The following is an 18,338-nucleotide window of genomic DNA, read 5'->3' as shown; positions in this document are numbered from 1 at the left end:
GCGCACTAGACTCCCCGCATGCCCTGGCACGCCCGTCTCCACCTCGCCTACCAAAAAGAAGTCGACCGCAGCGTCGCCCGTTTCCGCCACGACGGCCCGCTGCGCATCCTGCAGAGCCTCTACCCCGAGGGCGATGCGGTGTGCCACAACGTGCTGGTGCATCCGCCGGGCGGCCTCGTGGGCGGCGACACGCTCGACATCGACATCGAGGCCGCCGACGGCAGCCACGGCCTGATCACCACGCCCGGCGCTTCGCGCTTCTACCGCTCCGAAGGCGAGACCGCTCTGCAGCGCACGCGCATCCGCCTCGCACCGGGCGCACGGCTCGAATGGCTGCCGCTCGAAGCCATCTGCTACAGCGGCTGCCAGGCCGAGAACCGGCTCACGCTCGAAGTCGCACCGGGCGCCGAGATGATCGGCTGGGACGTGTGCGCGCTCGGCCTTCCGAACGCCAACCAGCCCTTCGAACGCGGCACCTACCTGCAGCACATCGAAGCGCCCGGCGCGTGGCTGGAGCGCGGGCGCATCGACGCGAGCGACCACCGCCTGCTGCAAAGCCCGCTGGGCCTGGGCGGCCACCGCTGCCTTGCCTCGCTGTTCGTCGTGGCGGGTTCGCCGATGGCCAAGGCACGGCGTGAAGCCCTGCTGGCGCAGGCGCGCGAGCTGCTCGACGTGCACGAACTGCACGAGAGCGCGGGCGCGACCAGCCCGCATGCGGAGGTGGTGGTGCTGCGCGTGCTCGCACCGGTGGTCGAGCCCGCGATGCAGCTGCTGCGGCAGGTCTGGCAGGCGTGGCGCGGCGAGCTGTGGCAACTGCCGGCGGCCACGCCGCGCATCTGGGCGACCTGAGGAGCAGGCGGCAATCGCCGCTACTTTCGTGTCTTCAGGCGGTAGGTGCCGTTGAACGGGTACGGGGTCGAACTGCCCTGCCCCACTGCCTGCACGTCGACCGTCAGCGTATTGCCCGAGAAAACGAGCGCGCCCGTGAGACGCGGCCTGCGCTCCTTCTCGTAGTGCTCCCGCAGCCGGAGGTCGACAGAGTGCGTGGAAGGCGCCTTCTTCTCGGCCGCCTTGTCGAATTCGCTCACCTCGTACACCGAGGCGTCGGCTGCGTCGACGCGCCCTTCGATCGACGGCACCCGGATGCGGGATTCGAGTTCGTAGCTGCGGTGGAAGATCAGCGACACAGGGTCATGCACCATCAGGCCCCGGGTGGCGTAGAGCGTGACCTCGTAGCCGTCGGCGGTCCGGGTGACGGTCGCGTCGGGCTTGTTGCCTGTTGCCGTGCACCCGGCGAGCGCGAGCGCGGACAGCATCCAGGACACGGTGCGCATGCGTCGGTTCGCGAGAGAAGGAGTGGGCATGCAACGGCGCGCTCGTGAAGGAGCGCCGAGTATGGCCGCACAGCCCCCGCCATCAACCGCAGGCGATCTTTCCGGACGGCGCGCTGCGCAGCCTGTTGAGAAACGCCAGCTGCACCCGGGCCGTTTCGCTGCCCTGCCCGGCGGCGCGCAGCATCCACGTGCGCGCCTCGCAGCGGTCGGCCTTCACGGCCGAACCGTACAGCGTGGGCCCCGTCAGCAGCACCATGCCCAGCATCTCCTGCGCCTCGGGGTGGCCTTCGGTGGCGGCCTGGCGCAGTTGCTCGAGCATCGTGCGGTAGTCGCGTGCGGCCTGCGCTTCGAGGGCGAGCTGGTAGCGCTGCTCGGTCTGCAGGTCGACGTTCGCGTCGAAGGGCTTGGCCGCGGCGATGGCGGCGACGAGGCACAGCACGCCTGACAGGACAATGCGCCAGCGCAGCGACCAGCTGGCGATCTGGTTGAGTTCGGATGACATCGGTTTTTTCTCCACGGGTTGCGTGGCACCGATGGTCCCGCGAAGGCGCGCGCAGGAGAAACTGGAATTCACGCAGGACGCCTCAGGCGCCGCCTGAGCCCTGCGCGAAATTCGTTCAGAACATCGCCAGCACGGCGGCGTTCACCGCATAGCCGCCGGCGGTCAGGAACACGAACAGCAGCGCCCCGAGCTTGAGCGGTTGCGCCCCCGCCTTGCGCAGGCTCGCGGCGCTGGTGCGCAGGCCCATCGCGGCCATGGCGGTGGCCAGCAGCAGTGTGTCGAGCTGCACGAGCCCAGCGACGAGTGCGCGGGGCAGCACGTCGAGCGAATGCACGGCGCTCACGGCGATGAACAGCACCGCGAACCATGGCACGCGCACCTGGCGCCAGCACGCGCCCAGGCTCGCCGTGCCCGGCGTCGAGGCCGCCACACGGAACGACAGGCCCATGAGGAACGGCGCCAGCATCATCACGCGCAGCATCTTCTCGACCACCGCCGCGTTGGCCGCGCCCGGGCCGACGGCCTCGCCGACCGCGACCACCTGCGCCACCTCGTGGATGGTGGAGCCCGCGAAGAGACCGAAGGCATGTTCCGTGAGGCCGAGGTACGGATAGACCAGCGGGTACGCCACCATCGACAGCGTGCCAAACACGACCACCGTGGCGACGGCGATCGACACCTTGTGCTCTTCGCCGCGCACCACAGGCTGCGTCGCCATCACGGCGGCGGCGCCGCAGATGGCGCTGCCCGCGCCGATCAGCGCGGCCGTCTCGCGGTCGAGCCCCAGCCAGCGCGTGCCGATGCGCACGGCGAGGCCGAAGGTCAGCGCCACCATCGCCATCGCGATCAGCACGCCGGGCCAGCCGACGGCGCCGATGTCGCTCAGCGAGATGCGAAAGCCGTAGAGCACGATGCCCGCGCGCAGCAACGCGCTGCGCGCGAAGTCCACGCCCGCGCCGGCGCGCTGCGACACCGAGGGGAACACCGTGTTGCCCGCCACCATGCCCAGCGCGATGGCCAGCGTGAGCGCGCTCAGGCCCAGGTGCACCATCGGCGGCCATTCGGCCAGCAGCGCGGCGGCGGCCGCCAGCAGTGCAGACAGCAAGACGCCGGGGCCGCAGCGGCGAACGAAGGAGAAACCGGGCAAGGAGGCGGCAAGGGAGGACATGGACCCGAGCTTAGGAATCGACACCTCATGAGTCAAAGACATAAACTTCACCGATGCATGAAGTTAAGTTATGACCCTGAACCTGCACCTGGTGCGCCTGTTCGTCGCCGTGGCCGAGGCGGGCAGCTTCTCGCGCGCGGCCGAGGGCCTGTGGATCAGCCAGCCGGCGGTGTCCAAGGGCATCCGCGAGCTGGAGCACCAGCTCGACCTGACGCTCATCGAGCGCGGCGCGGGCAAGGGCTTTCGGCTCACCGAGGCCGGCGCGTCGCTGCTCACGCATGCGCGTGGCATCTTCGCGATGGAGCGCGCGGCGCTGGACGACGTGCGTGCGCGCGTCGGCGTGCAGCGCGGCAGCCTCACGCTGGGCGCCAGCACCACGGTGGCGAGCTACTGGCTGCCGCCGCAGATCGCGGCCTTCTGCGCCGCCTACCCAGCGGTGGTGCCGCGCGTCACGGTCGGCAACACGCAGTGGGTGTGCGAGCAGCTGCTCGAATGCCGCATCGACCTCGCGCTGGTCGAGGGCCGGGTGGACGAAGAGCGCGTCGAGGTGCGTGAATGGACCACCGACCCGCTCGCCATCGTCGCGCCGCCCGATGCCGCGCTGCCCCGGCGCGGCGTGACGGCCGCGCTGCTGGGCCGGCAGAACTGGATCCTGCGCGAGCCCGGCTCGGGCACGCGCCAGGCCACCGAGGCGCTGTGCGCGGCGCACGGCATCGACGCGCCGCCGTGGATGGAAATGGCGAGCAACGAAGCCATTGCGCGCACCGTGGCCAGCGGGGTCGGCATCTCGATGCTGCCGCGCGTGGTGGTGGCCGACATGCTCGCACTGGGCACGCTGCGCGAGCTGAAGCTGCCGGGCGCGGTGCTGTCGCGGCCGCTGTACCGGCTGGCGCTGAAGAACCGGCCGCTCTCGCCGGCGGCGCTGCGGATGGCGCAGATCCTCGACGCCTCGTGACATGAAAAAAGGGCGCACCGTGTGCGCCCTTTGTCGTTGTTGTCAGCCGGCTGCCGCTAGCAGCAGCGGCCCTTGCCCGCGCCGTAGCGCGCCTCGAGCCGTTCGCGAAAGAACTCTTCGTAGCTCATCGGCGCCCGGTCCGGGTGGGTGGCCGCCATGTGCGTCAGGTAGACGTCGTAGTCGGGCAGCCCGACCATGAGCCGCAGCGACTGCTTGATCGAGCGGGCGATGTAGCGCCCGGCTTCCGGCATGGCAAGGCCCATGGCGTTCTTGCGTTCGTTCAGTGGGCAGCGGACGAGGCCGCGCCCATCGCCTCGAACGGCGTCTCCTGCGTGGTCGGCCGGTGGGCCGCGCGAGCGGCCAGGCAGGCCTTGATGCTGTAGACCAGCACGCTCAGCACCACGAAGATGAAGAGCGCGCACAGCGCCGCGTCGAGCCGGTCGTTGAAGACGATGCGCGACATGGCTTCGGGCGTCTTGGCCGGCGCGATCAGCACGCCGTTGGCCAGGCCGTCGGCGTACTTGGCCGCGTGCGACAGGAAGCCGATCTTCGGATCGCTCGAGAAGATCTTCTGCCAGCCCGCCGTCAGCGTGCAGGCCAGCAGCCACACGGCGGGCGCCGCCGCCACCCAGGCGTAGCGCTCGCGCTTCATGCGGAACAGCACGACCACGCCCAGCATCAGCGCCACCGCGGCCAGCATCTGGTTGGAGATGCCGAACAGCGGCCACAGCGTGTTGATGCCGCCCAGCGGATCGACGACGCCCTGGTACAGGAAGTAGCCCCAGGCCGCCACGCACAGCGCGGTGGCGATCAGGTTGGCCGGCAGCGAGTCGGTGCGCTTGAGCGCGGGCACGAAGCTGCCCAGCAGGTCCTGCAGCATGAAGCGGCCGGCGCGCGTGCCGGCGTCCACCGCCGTGAGGATGAAGAGCGCCTCGAACAGGATCGCGAAGTGGTACCAGAAGGCCATCATGGCCTGCCCGCCGATTACCTGGTGAAGGATGTGGGCCATGCCCACGGCCAGCGTCGGCGCGCCGCCGGTGCGCCCGAGGATGGTGGTCTCGCCCACGTCCTTGGCCGTCTGCAGCAGCATCTCGGGCGTGACGACGAAGCCCCAGCCCGAAATGGTGGCGGCGGCCTGTTGCACCGTGGTGCCGACCAGCGCGCCCGGGCTGTTCATCGCGAAGTAGATGCCCGGCTCGATGCACGAGGCCGCCACCAGCGCCATCACGGCGACGAACGATTCGGCCAGCATGCCGCCGTAGCCGATGAAGCGCGCGTGGCGCTCGTTGTCGAGCATCTTGGGCGTGGTGCCCGAAGAGATCAGCGCGTGGAAGCCCGAGACGGCGCCGCAGGCGATGGTGATGAACAGGAACGGGAACAGGCTGCCCGACCACACCGGGCCGTTGCCTTGCGCGAACTGCGTGATCGCGGGCATCTGCAGCGTGGGCATCACGACCACGATGCCAATCGCCAGCGCGATGATGGTGCCGATCTTCAGGAAGGTCGACAGGTAGTCGCGCGGCGCCAGCAGCAGCCACACCGGCAGGCTGGCGGCCACGAAGCCGTAGCCCACGAGCATCCAGGTGAGCGCCTTGCCGTCGAAGGTGAAGGCCGGGCCCCACACCGGGTGCTGGCTGACCCACTGTCCGCCGAAGATGGCCGCCATGAGCAGCACGAAGCCGATCACCGACACCTCGCCGATGCGGCCCGGGCGGATGTAGCGCAGGTACACGCCCATGAACAGCGCCACCGGAATCGTCGCGGCCACCGTGAAGCTGCCCCACGGCGATTCGGCCAGCGCCTTCACCACGATCAGGGCCAGCACCGCCAGGATGATGATCATGATCATGAAGGTGCCGAACAGCGCGATCATGCCGGGCACCACGCCCATCTCCTGCTTGACCAGGTCGCCCAGCGAGCGGCCGTCGCGGCGCGTGGAGATGAACAGGATGATGAAGTCCTGCACCGCCCCCGCGAACACCACGCCCGCCAGCACCCACAGCAAACCGGGCAGGTAGCCCATCTGCGCGGCGAGCACCGGGCCCACCAGCGGGCCGGCGCCCGCAATGGCCGCGAAGTGGTGGCCGAACAGCACGTTCTTGTCGGTCGGCACGTAGTCCAGGCCGTCGTTGTGGCGGTGCGCGGGCGTCTTGCGGTTGGCATCCAGCCCCAGCACCTTGTCGGCGATGAACAGGCTGTAGTAGCGGTAGGCGATCAGGTAGGTGCAGAGCGCGGCGGTCACGACCCACAGGGCGTTGATGCTCTCTCCCCGGCTCAGGGCCACGGTGCCCAGCGCAAAAGCGCCGAGCACGGCCACGGCCAGCCACACCAGATGGCGGCGAATGTTGGGCATGCGGATGTCTCCTCGATATGAACCGGGCGAGTGTTCCCCGCCCGCCGCCGGGCCGCATCCGTCGGACTGCGCGGGCTGGCCGGGTGGAATTGCCTAATGGATAACCCCTATCCGCGCCCAAATCGCCTCCGCCCGACAGCCATCAGAAGCGCCGCAAAACCGTTGCGCTCACATTAGATGTGATAAATTCACATTCACTAACAATGTGAAACATCTCTGACAAGTCCACGATGACCCAGCATTCGCAGGCGCGCACAAGCGGCGGCTTCACATTGATCGAGGTCATGATCACGGTGGTCATCGTGGCCATCCTGGCGTCGATCGCGCTGCCCAGTTACCGGCAGTACATCGTGCGATCGAAGCGCTCGGCGGCCCAGGCGCAGATGATGGACATCGCCAACCGGCAGCAGCAGTTCCTCATTGCCAACCGCAGCTACGCGAACACGACGGCGCTGACCGCCAGCGGCTACAGCCTGCCCGCCGAAGTCAGCAGCAACTACAGCTACGAGGTCACGCTGCAGGAAGCCGGCCTCCCGCCCGCCTTCACGATCACCTTCACGCCGATCGGCAGCCAGGTGGGCGACGGCAACCTCGGGCTCACCAGCGAAGGCGTGAAGACGCCGCCCAACAAATGGTGAGCCCCGCCTTGCAGCGCCAGCGCGGCGCCACGCTGATCGAAGTGCTGGTCACCCTGCTCGTGCTGGCCTTCGGCCTGTTCGGCCTCGTAGGGCTGCAGGCCCGGCTGCAGGCCTCCGAGATGGAGTCGTACCAGCGCTCGCAGGCGCTGATCCTGCTCAACGACATGGCCAACCGCATCGCCATCAACCGCCGCGTGGCGGCCAGCTACGCCACCAGCGCACCGCTGGGTGGCACCGATGCCTGCCCCACCGGCACCGGCACGCGCCAGCAGATCGACGCCAAGGAGTGGTGCAACGCGCTGCAGGGCGCCGCCGAGTTCTCGGGCAACGACAAGTTGGGCACCGTGATCGGCGGGCGCGGCTGCGTGGAAGACATGGGCAACAACGAGTACCTCGTGACGGTCGCCTGGCAGGGCCTGGGGCCGATCTCGGCGCCGCCGGCCGGCGTGGCCTGCGGCAAGGACCTCTACGACACCGGCACCAAGTGCATCAACGACCTGTGCCGCCGCACCGTGACCACGCTCGTGCGCATCGGATCGCTCTCATGAACCCGCGCCCCACCGCACGCCGCGCCCAGCGCGGGCTGACGCTGATCGAGCTGATGGTGGCCATCACCATCATGCTCATCGTGATGGCCGCGCTGCTCACGCTGTTCCTCAACGTGAGCGGCTCCCAGCGCGAGATGGAACGCGTCAACCGCCAGATCGAAACCGGACGCCTGAGCATCTTCGTGCTCGAGAACGAGATCTCGCACGCGGGCTTCTGGGAAAACTACATGCCCGAGTTCGACGACCTCACGGTCAGCGCCGCGCCCACGCACGTGCCCACCGGCAACGTGCCCGACCCGTGCCTGGCCTACTCGGCGGCGAACTGGACCGAGGACTACAAGCGCCAGCTGCTCGACCTGCCCGTGCAGGTCTACAGCAGCGTGCCGGCCACCTGCACCGATCTGCTGACGCACCACAAGACCGGCACCGACATCCTCGTGGTGCGCCATGCCGAAACCTGCCTGCCCGGCACGCCCCATTGCGACGCCGACGTGGCCGGCGCGATGTACTTCCAGTCGTCGCTGTGCGGCACGCAAAAGCCCTCGTCGTTCGACCTCTCGACCGGCGCCTTCGACCAGATGTTCCTCAAGGACTGCACCAGCGCCTCGCCCAAGCGCAAGCTGGTGGCCGACATCTACTACGTGCGCGACTACGCCGAGGCCGAAAACGACGGAATTCCCACGCTGGCACGCTCGCGCTTCGACCTGGTGGGCGGCACGCTCGCGCAGCAGCCGCCCACGGCGCTGATCGAAGGCGTCGAGGGCTTTCGCGTCGAGCTCGGCCTGGACACGCTGAGCAAGACCGGCGCCGCCGTCAACTACACCCAGGCCATCGCCTGGGCCGATCCGGCGAACAAGTCCACCCCGTCCAACCGCGGCGACGGCAGCCCCGACGGCGCCTTCGTGCACTGCGGCGCGACCTGCACCGCCGACCAGCTGGTCAACGCGGTGGCCGTGAAGCTGTATGTGCTCGCGCGCGCCACCACCATCTCGCCGGGCCACACCGACACGCGCAGGTACCAGATGGGCGCTGCGACGCTCGCGCCGTTCAACGACCACTACAAGCGGCACGCGTTCGCGACCACCGTGCGCCTGACCAACGTCACCGGCCGGAGGGAAACGCCATGAAGCCACGCGTGCACGCCGGCCGCTCCACCCAGACCCAGCGCGGCGCCGCCCTGATCATCGGGATGATCATGCTGCTGCTGATCACGCTCGTGGTCACCGCCGCCTTCAACCTCAGCGGCGCCAACCTCAAGGCCGTGGGCAACCTGCAGACCCGCAACGAAGCCGTGGCCGCCGCCAACCGCGCGATCGAGGAGGTCGCGGCCAGCCTGCTGGTGCCCGGCAGCGACGGCACCCCGTCGCTCGCGCCGCCGCAGGGCACCGTGAGCATGGTCGACATCAACAACGACGGCGTGGACGACTACAAGGTCACCATTGCCCCGCCCGTGTGCGTGCGCGCCACCAAGGCCGTCGACAGCAGCGGCGGCGGCAGCACGGGCCCGGGCGGCATCACGGGCGGCGCGTCCAGCAGCGGCTCCGGGCTTGCGGCCCTGCCCGACCAGTACAACGCCGTGTGGGACATCAGTACCACCGTGACCGACACCACCCCCGGCGCCACCGGCATCTCGACCTCCGTGCGCCAGGGCGTGCGGGCGCTGCTCAACAAGGCGCAGTTCGAAGCGCTGTGCGCGCCGCCGCCGGTCGCGCCAGCCGAACCCGCGCCGGCCGCCTCTTGAACCACGACGATGAACGGGTCCCCGCCATGACAAGGAAACTACTCACCACGCTGTGGGCCGCCGTGCTGCTTGCGTTGCCGATGCAGGCTGCGCAGGCGGAGGACATCGATCTCTTCGTGGAATACAACCAGGCGGCCGGGCAGATGCCCAACGTGCTGTTCGTGCTGGACAACACGGCCAACTGGAACCAGCCTTTCGAAGCCGAACTCGACGCGCTCAAGACGGCCTTCAGGAGCCTTGACCCCAACCAGTTCAAGATCGGCCTGATGATGTTCACGGAGACCGGTGGCGGCAACTCCAACTCGGACGGCGGCTACGTGCGCGCCGCCGTGCGCACGCTGGACGGCGACACCAAGATCACGTACACCAGCATGCTCGCCAGCCTGGACAAGACCGCCGACAAGTCCAACGGCGGCAAGGCCGGCAAGACGATGGCGGAGGTCTACCGCTACCTGTCCGGCGGCGCGCCGATCGCCGGGAACAACAAGCTCAAGGCCGACTATCTGGGCAATACACGCGGGACCGCCGCGTCCAACCAGATCTATGCGCTGGCGGGCAACGCGCTCAGTTCGTTCAACGGCGCCCGCTACATCCCGCCGAGCACCGAGAACTGCACCGGCACCTTCATCATCTACATCAGCAACGGCGCGGCGCAGGACAACACCAACGACATCCAGATCTCGACCGAGGCCCTGCGCGCGGCCGGTGGCGACACGACCCCCATCGTGCTGGGCGTCAGCGGCTCGCAAGACAACCCCGCCGACGAATGGGCACGCTTCCTGAGGGACAGCATGCGCGTGAAGGTCTACACCATCGAGGCCGTCCGCGCGACCGGCGGCCAAGGCCCGGGCTGGACGGCGTTGCTCCGGAGCATGGCCGACAGGTCCGACGGTGAGTACTTCGACCTGTCCGGCAGCACCAATCTCAATACTGCGCTCATCGATGCGCTCGCCAAGATCTTCAGCAAGATCCAGGCGGTCAACAGCGTCTTTTCCTCGGTGAGCCTGCCCGTGAGCGTGAACACGCAGGGCACCTACCTGAACCAGGTGTTCGTCGGCATGTTCCGCCCCGATCGCAGCGCGCGCCCGCGCTGGTACGGCAACCTCAAGCAATACAAACTGGGACTGGACAGCGGCGGCCAACTTCTCCTGCAGGATGCCGTCGACGGCAACGCGATCAACAACAACACCGGTTTCGTGGACCCCTGCGCCCAGAGCTTCTGGACACCCGCGAAGGGGAGCGGGGGCAGTTACTGGGATTTCCTCCTGCCCGCGGACCGTCCCTCGGGCGGCTGCCTGGGTCAGAACAAGCTGTCCGACAGCCCCGACGGCGATGTGGTGGAAAAAGGTGCGCAGGGCTACATGCTGCGCAGCCTGACCGTGGCCAGCCGCAACATGAAAACCTGCGCCGCAACCGGCTGCAGCACACTCACGAACTTCTCCACCGGCAACAGCGCCATCACCAAGGGCGACCTGGGCGTCGCCGTGGATGCCGACCGCGACAAGCTGATCGACTGGGTGCGCGGCCTCGACAACAAGGGCGATGACAGGGCCCGGGCCGATGGCACGCTGGTCACCACCGGCGGCATGCGTCCCTCCGTGCATGGCGACGTGGTTCATTCACGGCCGGTCGCCATCGACTACGGAACCGCCACGGCGCCCCAGGTGGTGGTGTTCTACGGCGGCAACGACGGCGCGCTGCGAGCCATCAACGGCAACCGCAGCAGAGCCATCGGCACGGCTGCCGCGGGCGCCGAGCTGTGGTCTTTTGTTCCGCCCGAGTTCTATGGCAGCTTGAAGCGGCTGTACGACAACAACGTCCGCATCGATTTCCCCGGCATGCCCGTGCCCACCGGCACCACTGTGGCCCCCAAGGCCTACGGCATGGACGGCGCGGTGTCCGCCTACCGCCAGGGCAACACGGCCTGGCTGTTTGCCAGCATGCGCCGCGGTGGCCGGCAGATGTACGCTTTCAACGTGTCCGACCCGGCTGCGCCCTCCCTGAAATGGCGCCGCGGCTGCCCCAACCAGTCCAATGACACCGACTGCGACAGCGACTTCGAAGGCATCGGCCAGACCTGGTCGGCACCGAAGGTGCTGAAGGCCAGCGGCTACGCGTCGGGCAACTCGCCGCTGCTGATCTTCGGCGGCGGCTACGACAAGTGCGAAGACGTCGACACCAACAGCGCCACCCAGGCCTGCGGCAGCGGCGTGAAGGGCAACCGGATCTATGTGCTCGACGCCGATACCGGCGCGCAACGCAAGGTGTTCACCACGGAACGCCCGGTGGTCGGCGAAGTGACGGTGGTCACCGACGCGCTCGGCGTCGCCAAGATCGCCTACGCCGCCGACCTGGGCGGCAACGTCTACCGCATCAAGATCGGCACCGCAGCACCGTCCGCCTGGGAATTAAAGAAGATCGCCTCGCTCGGCTGCGACACCGTGACCACCTGCACGCCCAACCGCAAGTTCATGTTCGGCCCCGACGTGCTGGAGGACACCGGCTCCTACGTCGTGCTGCTGGGTTCGGGCGACCGCGAGAAGCCGCTGCGCCGCTACACCTCGGCCCTCAGCGTGGCCAATCGCTTCTACATGCTGGTGGACAAGCCCACCGACGACAACTGGCTGAGCAGCGAGGCCGTCCTCACCCGCTGCGGCACCGGCACCAGCAACGAGCTGCTGTGCCATGCCTCGCTGCAGGCCATCACCACGACCGACGACCCGACGTCCGCGGACCTTGCGACCAAGAAGGGTTGGTACCTCGCCCTCGCTGCCGGCGAGCAGGTCGTGACCGGCTCGGTGACCGCCTATGGCGTCACCACCTTCAACACCCACACGCCCACCGTCCCCAACACGCTGACGTGCAAGGCCGACCTGGGCACCGCACGGGTCTACAACGTCTCGTACGTCAACGCCGCGGCCCAGAGCCCCCTCGGACGCTTCCAGAACGTGGTGGGCGGCGGCCTCGCGCCCACGCCAGTCGTGGGCCGGGTCGAACTCGACAACGGCAGCATCCGCGACGTGGTGATCGGCGCCAGTCCCAATTCCTTCCTCAGCCCCAAGGGCACCGCGCCCAAGGCCGCCTTCAAGCAGCCCAAGGGCCGGGTCTACTGGTTCATCCAGAAGTAACGCCGTGCACCCGCGCATGCGCAACCACCACCCCAGGCAGGCCCGCCCCCGGCCGCGCGGCTTCACGCTCATCGAGCTGATGGTCACGCTGGCCGTGCTGGTGGTGCTGATCGCCATTGCCGTGCCCTCGTTCGACGGCATCCGGCTGTCCACCCGCCTGAGCAGCTACAGCACCGCGCTGGTCGCGGGCAGCCAGCTGGCGCGCAGCGAGGCCATCAAGCGCAACGCCCCCGTCACCCTGTGCGCCTCGGCCAACGGCACCAGCTGCAGCACCAACGGGCAATGGGAAGCCGGCTGGATCGTGCGCAGCGACACGCAGGTGCTGCGCGTCGAGCCCGCGGCCGCCAGCGGCTACCGACTGCGCGAGGCCGGCGGCGCCAGTGCCGTCGTGTTCCAGGCCACCGGCCTGGGCGCCGGCCAGAGCCGCATCACCATCTGCCGCGCCACCCCGAGCGCCGACCAGTCGCGCGCCGTGAGCATCAGCGCCACGGGACGCACCACCGTCACCCGGTCCAGCGGCGGCACCTGCGCCGCGACCTGACCCGGGCCGGCCGAGGGGGTCCGCCGGACGAACGACAATAGGGCCCTGTGGCAAGCCCGGGCGCCGGTCCCGCCTCTCTTGCCTTGACGACCTTCACCAGGAACAACGCTCCCGCATTCATGGAACACCGGCTGGACTGGGCCCTTGCCGCCTGCGCTCGCATCCTCAGGCCCGTGGTCCGGCTGGCGCTGGGCATGGGCGTCAAGCACCCGCACCTCGAAGCCCTGCTGCGCGACCTGCTCATCGAGGAAGCCCAGCGCACCTGGCGCGCCCAGGGCGTGACCAAACCCAACCTCAGCCAGATTTCGGTCACCACCGGGCTGAACCGCAAGGTCGTCACCGCCAAGGTCCGCGCCACCGTTGACCCGCTGCCCCACACCGAGCTGTCAGCGGCTGCCAAGACTTTTACGTTGTGGTTACAGATGACCACCGACGACGACACCCTGCGCCGCCTTCCCGTCGTCACCGAGGGTGACGGGCCGTCGTTCGAGCGCGTGGCCCGCCTGGCCAGCCGGGGCAACGTGCACCACCGCACCATCCTCGACGAGCTGGTGCGCCTGCAGATGGTGGCCGAGAGCGACGGCAGCGCCGAACTCACGGCCGACGGCTTCGTGCCGGTGGAAGACCTGCAGTCGATGCTCGCCTTCCTGGGCGACAACGGCCGCGACCACCTGCTGGCCGCCGTCTCCAACACCCTGGGCGAGACGCCCCGCATGCTCGAGCGCGCCGTGTACGCGCGCGGGCTCACGCTGGCCGACTGCACGGCCATCGAACGCCTCGTGCGCGAACGCTGGGCCGGCCTGCACCACGAGCTGGCCCGCGAGATGACCGAAGCCGTCGACCGCGTGCCCCCCGAGGCCACCGCGAAGGCGCGCATCCGCGTCGGCATCTACACGTATTACGAAGACGAAGAAGGCGCGCCCCCCCCCGGCGCGCCCCAGCACAACGAGTCCCCCCGATGAACACGCCTCCCCTCTCCTTGCGACTCGTGCGCGGCCTGCTGATGGCCGGCGCCATGGCCCTGCTTCTGTCCTGCGGGGGAGGCGGCGGTGGCGGTGGAGGCGGCGGCACGCCGGGCTTCAGCACCGCCGGCACCACGGCCACCGGCAACGGCGGTGGGGGCGGCGACGGCGGCTCGGGTGACGCCGGCTCCGGCAGCGGCACGGGCAACGGCAGCACCGGAAGCACCGGCGGCGGCGACAGCACCGCCGGCAACACCAACGGCGACGGCTCGGGCGTGGGCTCCGGCGGCACCGGGGTGACCGCCGACGCCGCCGGCATCGGCGCGGCCGACGGCCTGGGCAGCGTGATCCTCAACGGCCTGCGCTACAACACCGACAGCGCCACCTTCAGCCTCGAGGACACCACCGAGCTGCAGATCGGCATGAGCGCGCGCATCGCCGGCAAGGTCGACGCCAACTTCACCAGCGGCATCGCCGCCACCGTCGTCTCGGCCGCCGAGCTGCGCGGCGCCGTGTCGGCCATCGACCTGAAGGACGGCAGCTTCACCGTCATGGGCACCCGCGTGACCACCGACAACGCCACCGTCTGGGGCGACGCCAAGGGCGCCACCGACCTCGTCGACACCGCCGTGGTGCAGGTGTGGGGCCTGCCCGCCGCGCCGGGCATCCTGCGCGCCACGCGCGTGCAGGTGGCGCCCACCACCACCGCCCCGCTGGTGACCGGCACCGTGCAGAACCTCGACCGCGGCGGCCAGCAGTTCACCCTCGGCCTGCTGACCATCGACTTCGGCGGCGCGGCCTTCGGCCCCGGCATCGACGCCGCAAGCCTGGCCAACGGCGCCATCGTCCGCGTGCGCGGCACGGCGGCGCCGGCCGCCGGCCGCTTCACCGCCACCCAGGTGCAGGGCTGGTACGCCATTCCCTCGGCCGACGGCATCGCGCTGCAGCTGGCCGGCGTGGTCACCGACTTCGCCGCGCTGGGCGACTTCCGCGTGCTGGGCAACAAGATCGACGCGCGCAACGCCCAGATCACCGGCGGGCCGAGCGGCTCCATCGGCAACGGCGTGAAGGTCGAGGTCGACGGTTTCCTCTCGGGCCAGGTGCTCGTGGTCAAGAAACTGCGCATCCGCCACGTGCCCGGCACCGGCGGTCCGGTGTCGTTCACCGTGATCGGCGCCATCGGCGGTTACGTGTCGGCCGCCGACTTCACCGTGCGCGGCCAGCGCGTGGATGCCAGCGGCTCCGGTACCATCTTCGAAAACGGCACCGCCACCGACCTGGGCAACGGCAAGCGCGTGACCGTCGTCGGCGACCGCGTGGTCGACGGCGTGCTCATCGCCCAGAGCGTGAGCTTCATGCAGCCCTGAGGTCCGGGCCCCGGCGGTCCGGCCGCGCAGTGCGTGCACCGAGGGTGCGCGCACCGCGCACCCCACAGGCCACGCCACCCATGGCGCGACCGGATCGATCGGAGCCATGGACACCCACACCACCTCTGCGCCCGCTCCCACCACGTCGCCCCGCTGCTGCATCGCCGGCGGCGGCCCGGCCGGCATGGTGCTGGGCCTGCTGCTTGCGCGCGCGGGCGTGCCCGTTGTCGTGCTCGAGAAACACCTCGACTTCCTGCGCGACTTCCGGGGCGACACCGTGCACCCCTCCACCCTCGAAGTGCTGCACGAACTCGGCCTGCTCGACGCCTTCCTGCAACGCCCGCACAACCGCATCGAAGAGCTGCGCGGCACCTACGAAGGCCGCGGCGTGACCATTGCCGACTTCAGGCGGCTGCCCACGCACGCCCGCTTCCTGGTGCTCATGCCGCAGTGGGAGTTCCTGGACTTCATGTGCGACGAGGCGCGGCGCTACCCCGGCTTCGAGCTGTGGACCGACGCCGAGGCCATCGGTCTGCTGCAGGACAAGGGCCGCGTCAACGGCGTGAAAGTGCGCGTCGGCGCCCGGCGCCCCGACAGCGGCGGCCCGAAGGACATCGAGTTGCACGCCTCCCTCATCGTGGCCGCCGACGGCCGCCACTCCACCCTGCGCGACGCGGCGGCGCTGCCGCACATCAGCTACGGCGCGCCCATCGACGTGCTGTGGATGCGCCTTCCCAAGCGCCCCGGTGACCCCGAAGCCACCGGCGGCCACATCGCCGCGGGCCACCTCCTGGTGACGCTCAACCGCGGCGACTACTGGCAGTGCGCCTTCGTCATCCGCAAGGGCGGCAGCGCCGAACTGCAGTCGCGCGGCATTGCCGCCTTCCATGCCGAGATCGCGCGCATCGCGCCCTTCTTTGCCACGCGCCTGCCCGAGGCCCTGCCCGACTGGGAGGCCGTGAAGCTGCTCGCAGTGAGCGTCGACCGGCTCGAATCGTGGTCGTGCCCCGGCCTGCTGTGCATCGGCGACGCCGCGCACGCCATGTCGCCCGTGGGCGGTGTCGGCATCAACCTCGCCGTGCAGGACGCCGTGGCCGCCGCCAACCTGCTGGCCGCCTCACTGGCCGGCAGCGCCACCGACAAGGAAATCGACAACCTGCTGCCCCAGCTGCAGCGCCGCCGCGAATGGCCCGTGCGCGTCACGCAGGCCGCGCAGCGCCTCGTGCAGGACCGCGTGCTGATGCCCGTGCTCAGCCGCAAGGCGGCTGCATCGACCGCGCCCCGCCCCATGCCCTGGGCCTTGCGCCTGCTGGGGCGCTGGCCGTGGCTGCGCACCCTGCCCGCGCGCGCCGTGGGCATCGGCGTGCGGCCGGAACACGTGCGGTCGCCGCGCGCGTAACGCGCGAGCCGGGTTCGCCGGATCAGCCGGGCCGGCGCGCCTGCGTCGGCTGGCGCGACCAGTACACGCCGTCGAGCCGGTCGAGCCGCACCTCGCCGCCCGTGGACGGCGCGTGCACGAAACGCCCGTCGCCCACATAGATGCCCGCATGCGTCGGCGACGCCGAGCCGAACAACACCAGATCGCCCGAGCGAAGCTCCGACATCGGCACCGGCCGACCGAAGCCCGCCATGCGCGACACCGTGCGCGGCGGCACCTGCCCCACGCTGTGTCGGTACACGTAGCCGATGAGCCCGCTGCAATCGAACCCGCCCTCGGGCGAGTTGCCGCCATAGCGGTACGGCGTGCCGACCAGCCCCAGCGCATGGATCGTGATGCTGTTCGACTGCTCCGACGTCAACGGCGGGATGTTGCTGCTCGGAACCGAACCACCGGGCGCACGCGTCGACGGCGGGCTCGCGCAGCCGACGGCCAGGAGGCAGGCGGTGACGGCGGGGATCAGTCGGAACAGGAGCCGCTGCTGCAGCAGCGACAGCGATGCGGGGAAATGAGGAGGCGTCGGCAATGGTGTGTCGAGCATGGGCGCAGGCCGGTCTTGTGGACGTGGCCCGACTCTAGCGCGAGTGGGCCGGATCGCAATGCAGAGCCCCTTGGCGGGCGACAACGCCCTCGCCCTTCATCGCCATCAGCTGAAGCCGAAGACCAGCAGCAGGTTGTTCGCAGGCATCGCGTGCCGCTCGCGCAATGCGAGGCCGACACGGCGCGCTTCTGCCACCACGTCGTCGAGCCGGCGAATGCCCCAGGCGGGATTGCGCGTGCGCAGGTCTTCGTCGAACGCCAGATTGCTCGGTGCCGTGGGGCCGTGCTGTGCTTCGTCTTCGAAGTAAGGCCCGTAGGTGATCAGCACGCCGGTGCCGGCACGCAGATACCGCGCGGCACCGGCCATGAGCGCGGCGCAGGTGGGCCAGGGTGCGATGTGCAGCATGTTGGCGCAGTAGATGGCGTCGAACTTTTCTTCCTCTTCTTTGCCTTCTTGAGCGAACGCGGGGCCTTGCGACGGCCACTGCGACGCCATCACGTCGAGCAGCAGCGGTGGGCGCAGATTGGGCAACGCGGCGTGCTCGACGCGACTGGCGATCGCGGGGATCGAGCGGGCGTCTGCGTCGGTGGGCTGCCAGGTCCATGAGGGCATGGCGGCGGCGAACCAGGCGGCGTGTTGGCCTGTGCCGGAGGCGATTTCCAAGGCGGTGCCGCGCTCACCGAGGATGCGGGTCAGGGCATCGAGGATGGGTTGCTTGTTGCGGTCGGCGGCTGGGCTTGAGAGAAGGTGGGGCATTGAAAGAGACATTGGGTTGATATGGTTGAGGGTATCAAGGCAAACCTCCTTCAATTCCTCTTTTCTCACACTTCAACAATATCGGAGATGCCGCGGAAATGACCCTTCTCAAGACGCCGGGGCCTCGACTCGTTTCGGTCCAATTCTGCCGATCGATATCACTGGCAGGTGTAGCCACTTGACGTCGCTCTCGCCCGAGGATGAGGTTTGCCGTCAAGCCCCAAGACGGTCAGACGTGCACCATGCGCAGCAATTTCAATGGATTGTGCGCTGCCCGCCTCGCGCACGATCTAGCTTCGGGCACAGGCTATAGTGCTTCTGAAGAATGCGCTCTACAGTCTGGCTTCGAAGTCGTCTGAAGGCCGA

18 protein-coding genes are annotated in these 18,338 nt (G+C 69.3%); 11 read left to right on the top strand and 7 right to left on the bottom strand.

Annotated features, from left to right (window positions below; genetic code table 11):
- Positions 1 to 18 precede the first annotated feature (18 nt).
- Complete coding sequence (locus tag AC07SQ_RS12425; RefSeq protein ID WP_495271044.1) at positions 19 to 849, top strand: urease accessory protein UreD; 831 nt, start codon at positions 19 to 21, stop codon at positions 847 to 849.
- 20 nt (positions 850 to 869) lie between these two features.
- Here the strand turns inward: AC07SQ_RS12425 and AC07SQ_RS12420 are convergent, their stop codons facing one another.
- The 3 genes from AC07SQ_RS12420 to AC07SQ_RS12410 form a co-directional block, all read right to left on the bottom strand.
- Positions 870 to 1,364 carry a hypothetical protein gene (locus AC07SQ_RS12420; protein WP_495271045.1) on the bottom strand — a complete coding sequence of 165 codons (495 nt, stop codon included), beginning with the start codon at positions 1,362 to 1,364 and terminating at the stop codon, positions 870 to 872.
- A 52-nt stretch (positions 1,365 to 1,416) separates the two neighbouring features.
- Positions 1,417 to 1,836: an SEL1-like repeat protein gene (locus AC07SQ_RS12415; RefSeq protein WP_062472119.1), complete on the bottom strand. Its 420-nt coding sequence runs from the start codon at positions 1,834 to 1,836 to the stop codon at positions 1,417 to 1,419.
- A gap of 115 nt (positions 1,837 to 1,951) precedes the next feature.
- Positions 1,952 to 3,004 carry a YeiH family protein gene (locus AC07SQ_RS12410; RefSeq protein WP_495271046.1) on the bottom strand — a complete coding sequence of 351 codons (1,053 nt, stop codon included), beginning with the start codon at positions 3,002 to 3,004 and terminating at the stop codon, positions 1,952 to 1,954.
- A 70-nt stretch (positions 3,005 to 3,074) separates the two neighbouring features.
- Here AC07SQ_RS12410 and AC07SQ_RS12405 point away from each other — a divergent pair, with 70 nt between their 5' ends.
- Complete coding sequence (locus AC07SQ_RS12405; RefSeq protein ID WP_095946697.1) at positions 3,075 to 3,959, top strand: LysR substrate-binding domain-containing protein; 885 nt, start codon at positions 3,075 to 3,077, stop codon at positions 3,957 to 3,959.
- Between the two features lie 56 nt (positions 3,960 to 4,015).
- Here the strand turns inward: AC07SQ_RS12405 and AC07SQ_RS12400 are convergent, their stop codons facing one another.
- Positions 4,016 to 4,222, bottom strand: coding sequence for a YbdD/YjiX family protein (locus AC07SQ_RS12400; RefSeq protein ID WP_062472123.1), 207 nt, complete (start codon positions 4,220 to 4,222; stop codon positions 4,016 to 4,018).
- A 17-nt stretch (positions 4,223 to 4,239) separates the two neighbouring features.
- Positions 4,240 to 6,312, bottom strand: coding sequence for a carbon starvation CstA family protein (locus tag AC07SQ_RS12395; protein WP_307637248.1), 2,073 nt, complete (start codon positions 6,310 to 6,312; stop codon positions 4,240 to 4,242).
- A gap of 230 nt (positions 6,313 to 6,542) precedes the next feature.
- On the opposite strand from AC07SQ_RS12395, the gene AC07SQ_RS12390 reads away from it, so the two are divergent.
- The 9 genes from AC07SQ_RS12390 to AC07SQ_RS12350 all read left to right on the top strand — a co-directional run bounded on the left by AC07SQ_RS12390 (position 6,543) and on the right by AC07SQ_RS12350 (position 16,636).
- Positions 6,543 to 6,950, top strand: a complete 408-nt coding sequence (locus tag AC07SQ_RS12390) for a type IV pilin protein (protein WP_354343251.1) — start codon at positions 6,543 to 6,545, stop codon at positions 6,948 to 6,950.
- Complete coding sequence (gene pilV / locus AC07SQ_RS12385; protein WP_495313008.1) at positions 6,944 to 7,498, top strand: type IV pilus modification protein PilV; 555 nt, start codon at positions 6,944 to 6,946, stop codon at positions 7,496 to 7,498. Before AC07SQ_RS12390 ends, pilV begins: the two co-directional genes overlap by 7 nt.
- Positions 7,495 to 8,625, top strand: coding sequence for a PilW family protein (locus AC07SQ_RS12380; RefSeq protein ID WP_095744135.1), 1,131 nt, complete (start codon positions 7,495 to 7,497; stop codon positions 8,623 to 8,625). Before pilV ends, AC07SQ_RS12380 begins: the two co-directional genes overlap by 4 nt.
- Positions 8,622 to 9,239, top strand: a complete 618-nt coding sequence (locus AC07SQ_RS12375) for a pilus assembly PilX family protein (protein ID WP_495271048.1) — start codon at positions 8,622 to 8,624, stop codon at positions 9,237 to 9,239. The genes AC07SQ_RS12380 and AC07SQ_RS12375 overlap by 4 nt, the downstream gene beginning before the upstream one ends.
- Positions 9,240 to 9,265: 26 nt before the next feature.
- Positions 9,266 to 12,367: a pilus assembly protein gene (locus tag AC07SQ_RS12370; RefSeq protein WP_495271049.1), complete on the top strand. Its 3,102-nt coding sequence runs from the start codon at positions 9,266 to 9,268 to the stop codon at positions 12,365 to 12,367.
- A 16-nt stretch (positions 12,368 to 12,383) separates the two neighbouring features.
- A complete protein-coding gene (locus AC07SQ_RS12365) occupies positions 12,384 to 12,908 on the top strand; it encodes a GspH/FimT family pseudopilin (protein ID WP_495276260.1) in 525 nt (174 codons plus the stop codon).
- Between the two features lie 119 nt (positions 12,909 to 13,027).
- Positions 13,028 to 13,870, top strand: a complete 843-nt coding sequence (locus tag AC07SQ_RS12360; protein ID WP_307586434.1) for a DUF6502 family protein — start codon at positions 13,028 to 13,030, stop codon at positions 13,868 to 13,870.
- Entirely contained in the window at positions 13,867 to 15,237 is a 1,371-nt protein-coding gene (locus AC07SQ_RS12355; protein ID WP_495271051.1) for a DUF5666 domain-containing protein, read from the top strand. Before AC07SQ_RS12360 ends, AC07SQ_RS12355 begins: the two co-directional genes overlap by 4 nt.
- A 106-nt stretch (positions 15,238 to 15,343) precedes the next feature.
- Positions 15,344 to 16,636: an FAD-dependent oxidoreductase gene (locus tag AC07SQ_RS12350; RefSeq protein WP_495271052.1), complete on the top strand. Its 1,293-nt coding sequence runs from the start codon at positions 15,344 to 15,346 to the stop codon at positions 16,634 to 16,636.
- 22 nt (positions 16,637 to 16,658) lie between these two features.
- Here AC07SQ_RS12350 and AC07SQ_RS12345 read toward each other — a convergent pair whose 3' ends face one another.
- Positions 16,659 to 17,216 carry a C40 family peptidase gene (locus AC07SQ_RS12345; protein WP_495271053.1) on the bottom strand — a complete coding sequence of 186 codons (558 nt, stop codon included), beginning with the start codon at positions 17,214 to 17,216 and terminating at the stop codon, positions 16,659 to 16,661.
- Between the two features lie 105 nt (positions 17,217 to 17,321).
- Positions 17,322 to 17,972, bottom strand: coding sequence for a DUF938 domain-containing protein (locus AC07SQ_RS12340; RefSeq protein ID WP_495271054.1), 651 nt, complete (start codon positions 17,970 to 17,972; stop codon positions 17,322 to 17,324).
- Between the last annotated feature and the right edge of the window lie 366 nt (positions 17,973 to 18,338).

Source organism: Variovorax sp. GW821-FHT06D12 (assembly GCF_059419205.1).
This window is presented reverse-complemented; position numbering and strand designations above follow the sequence as displayed.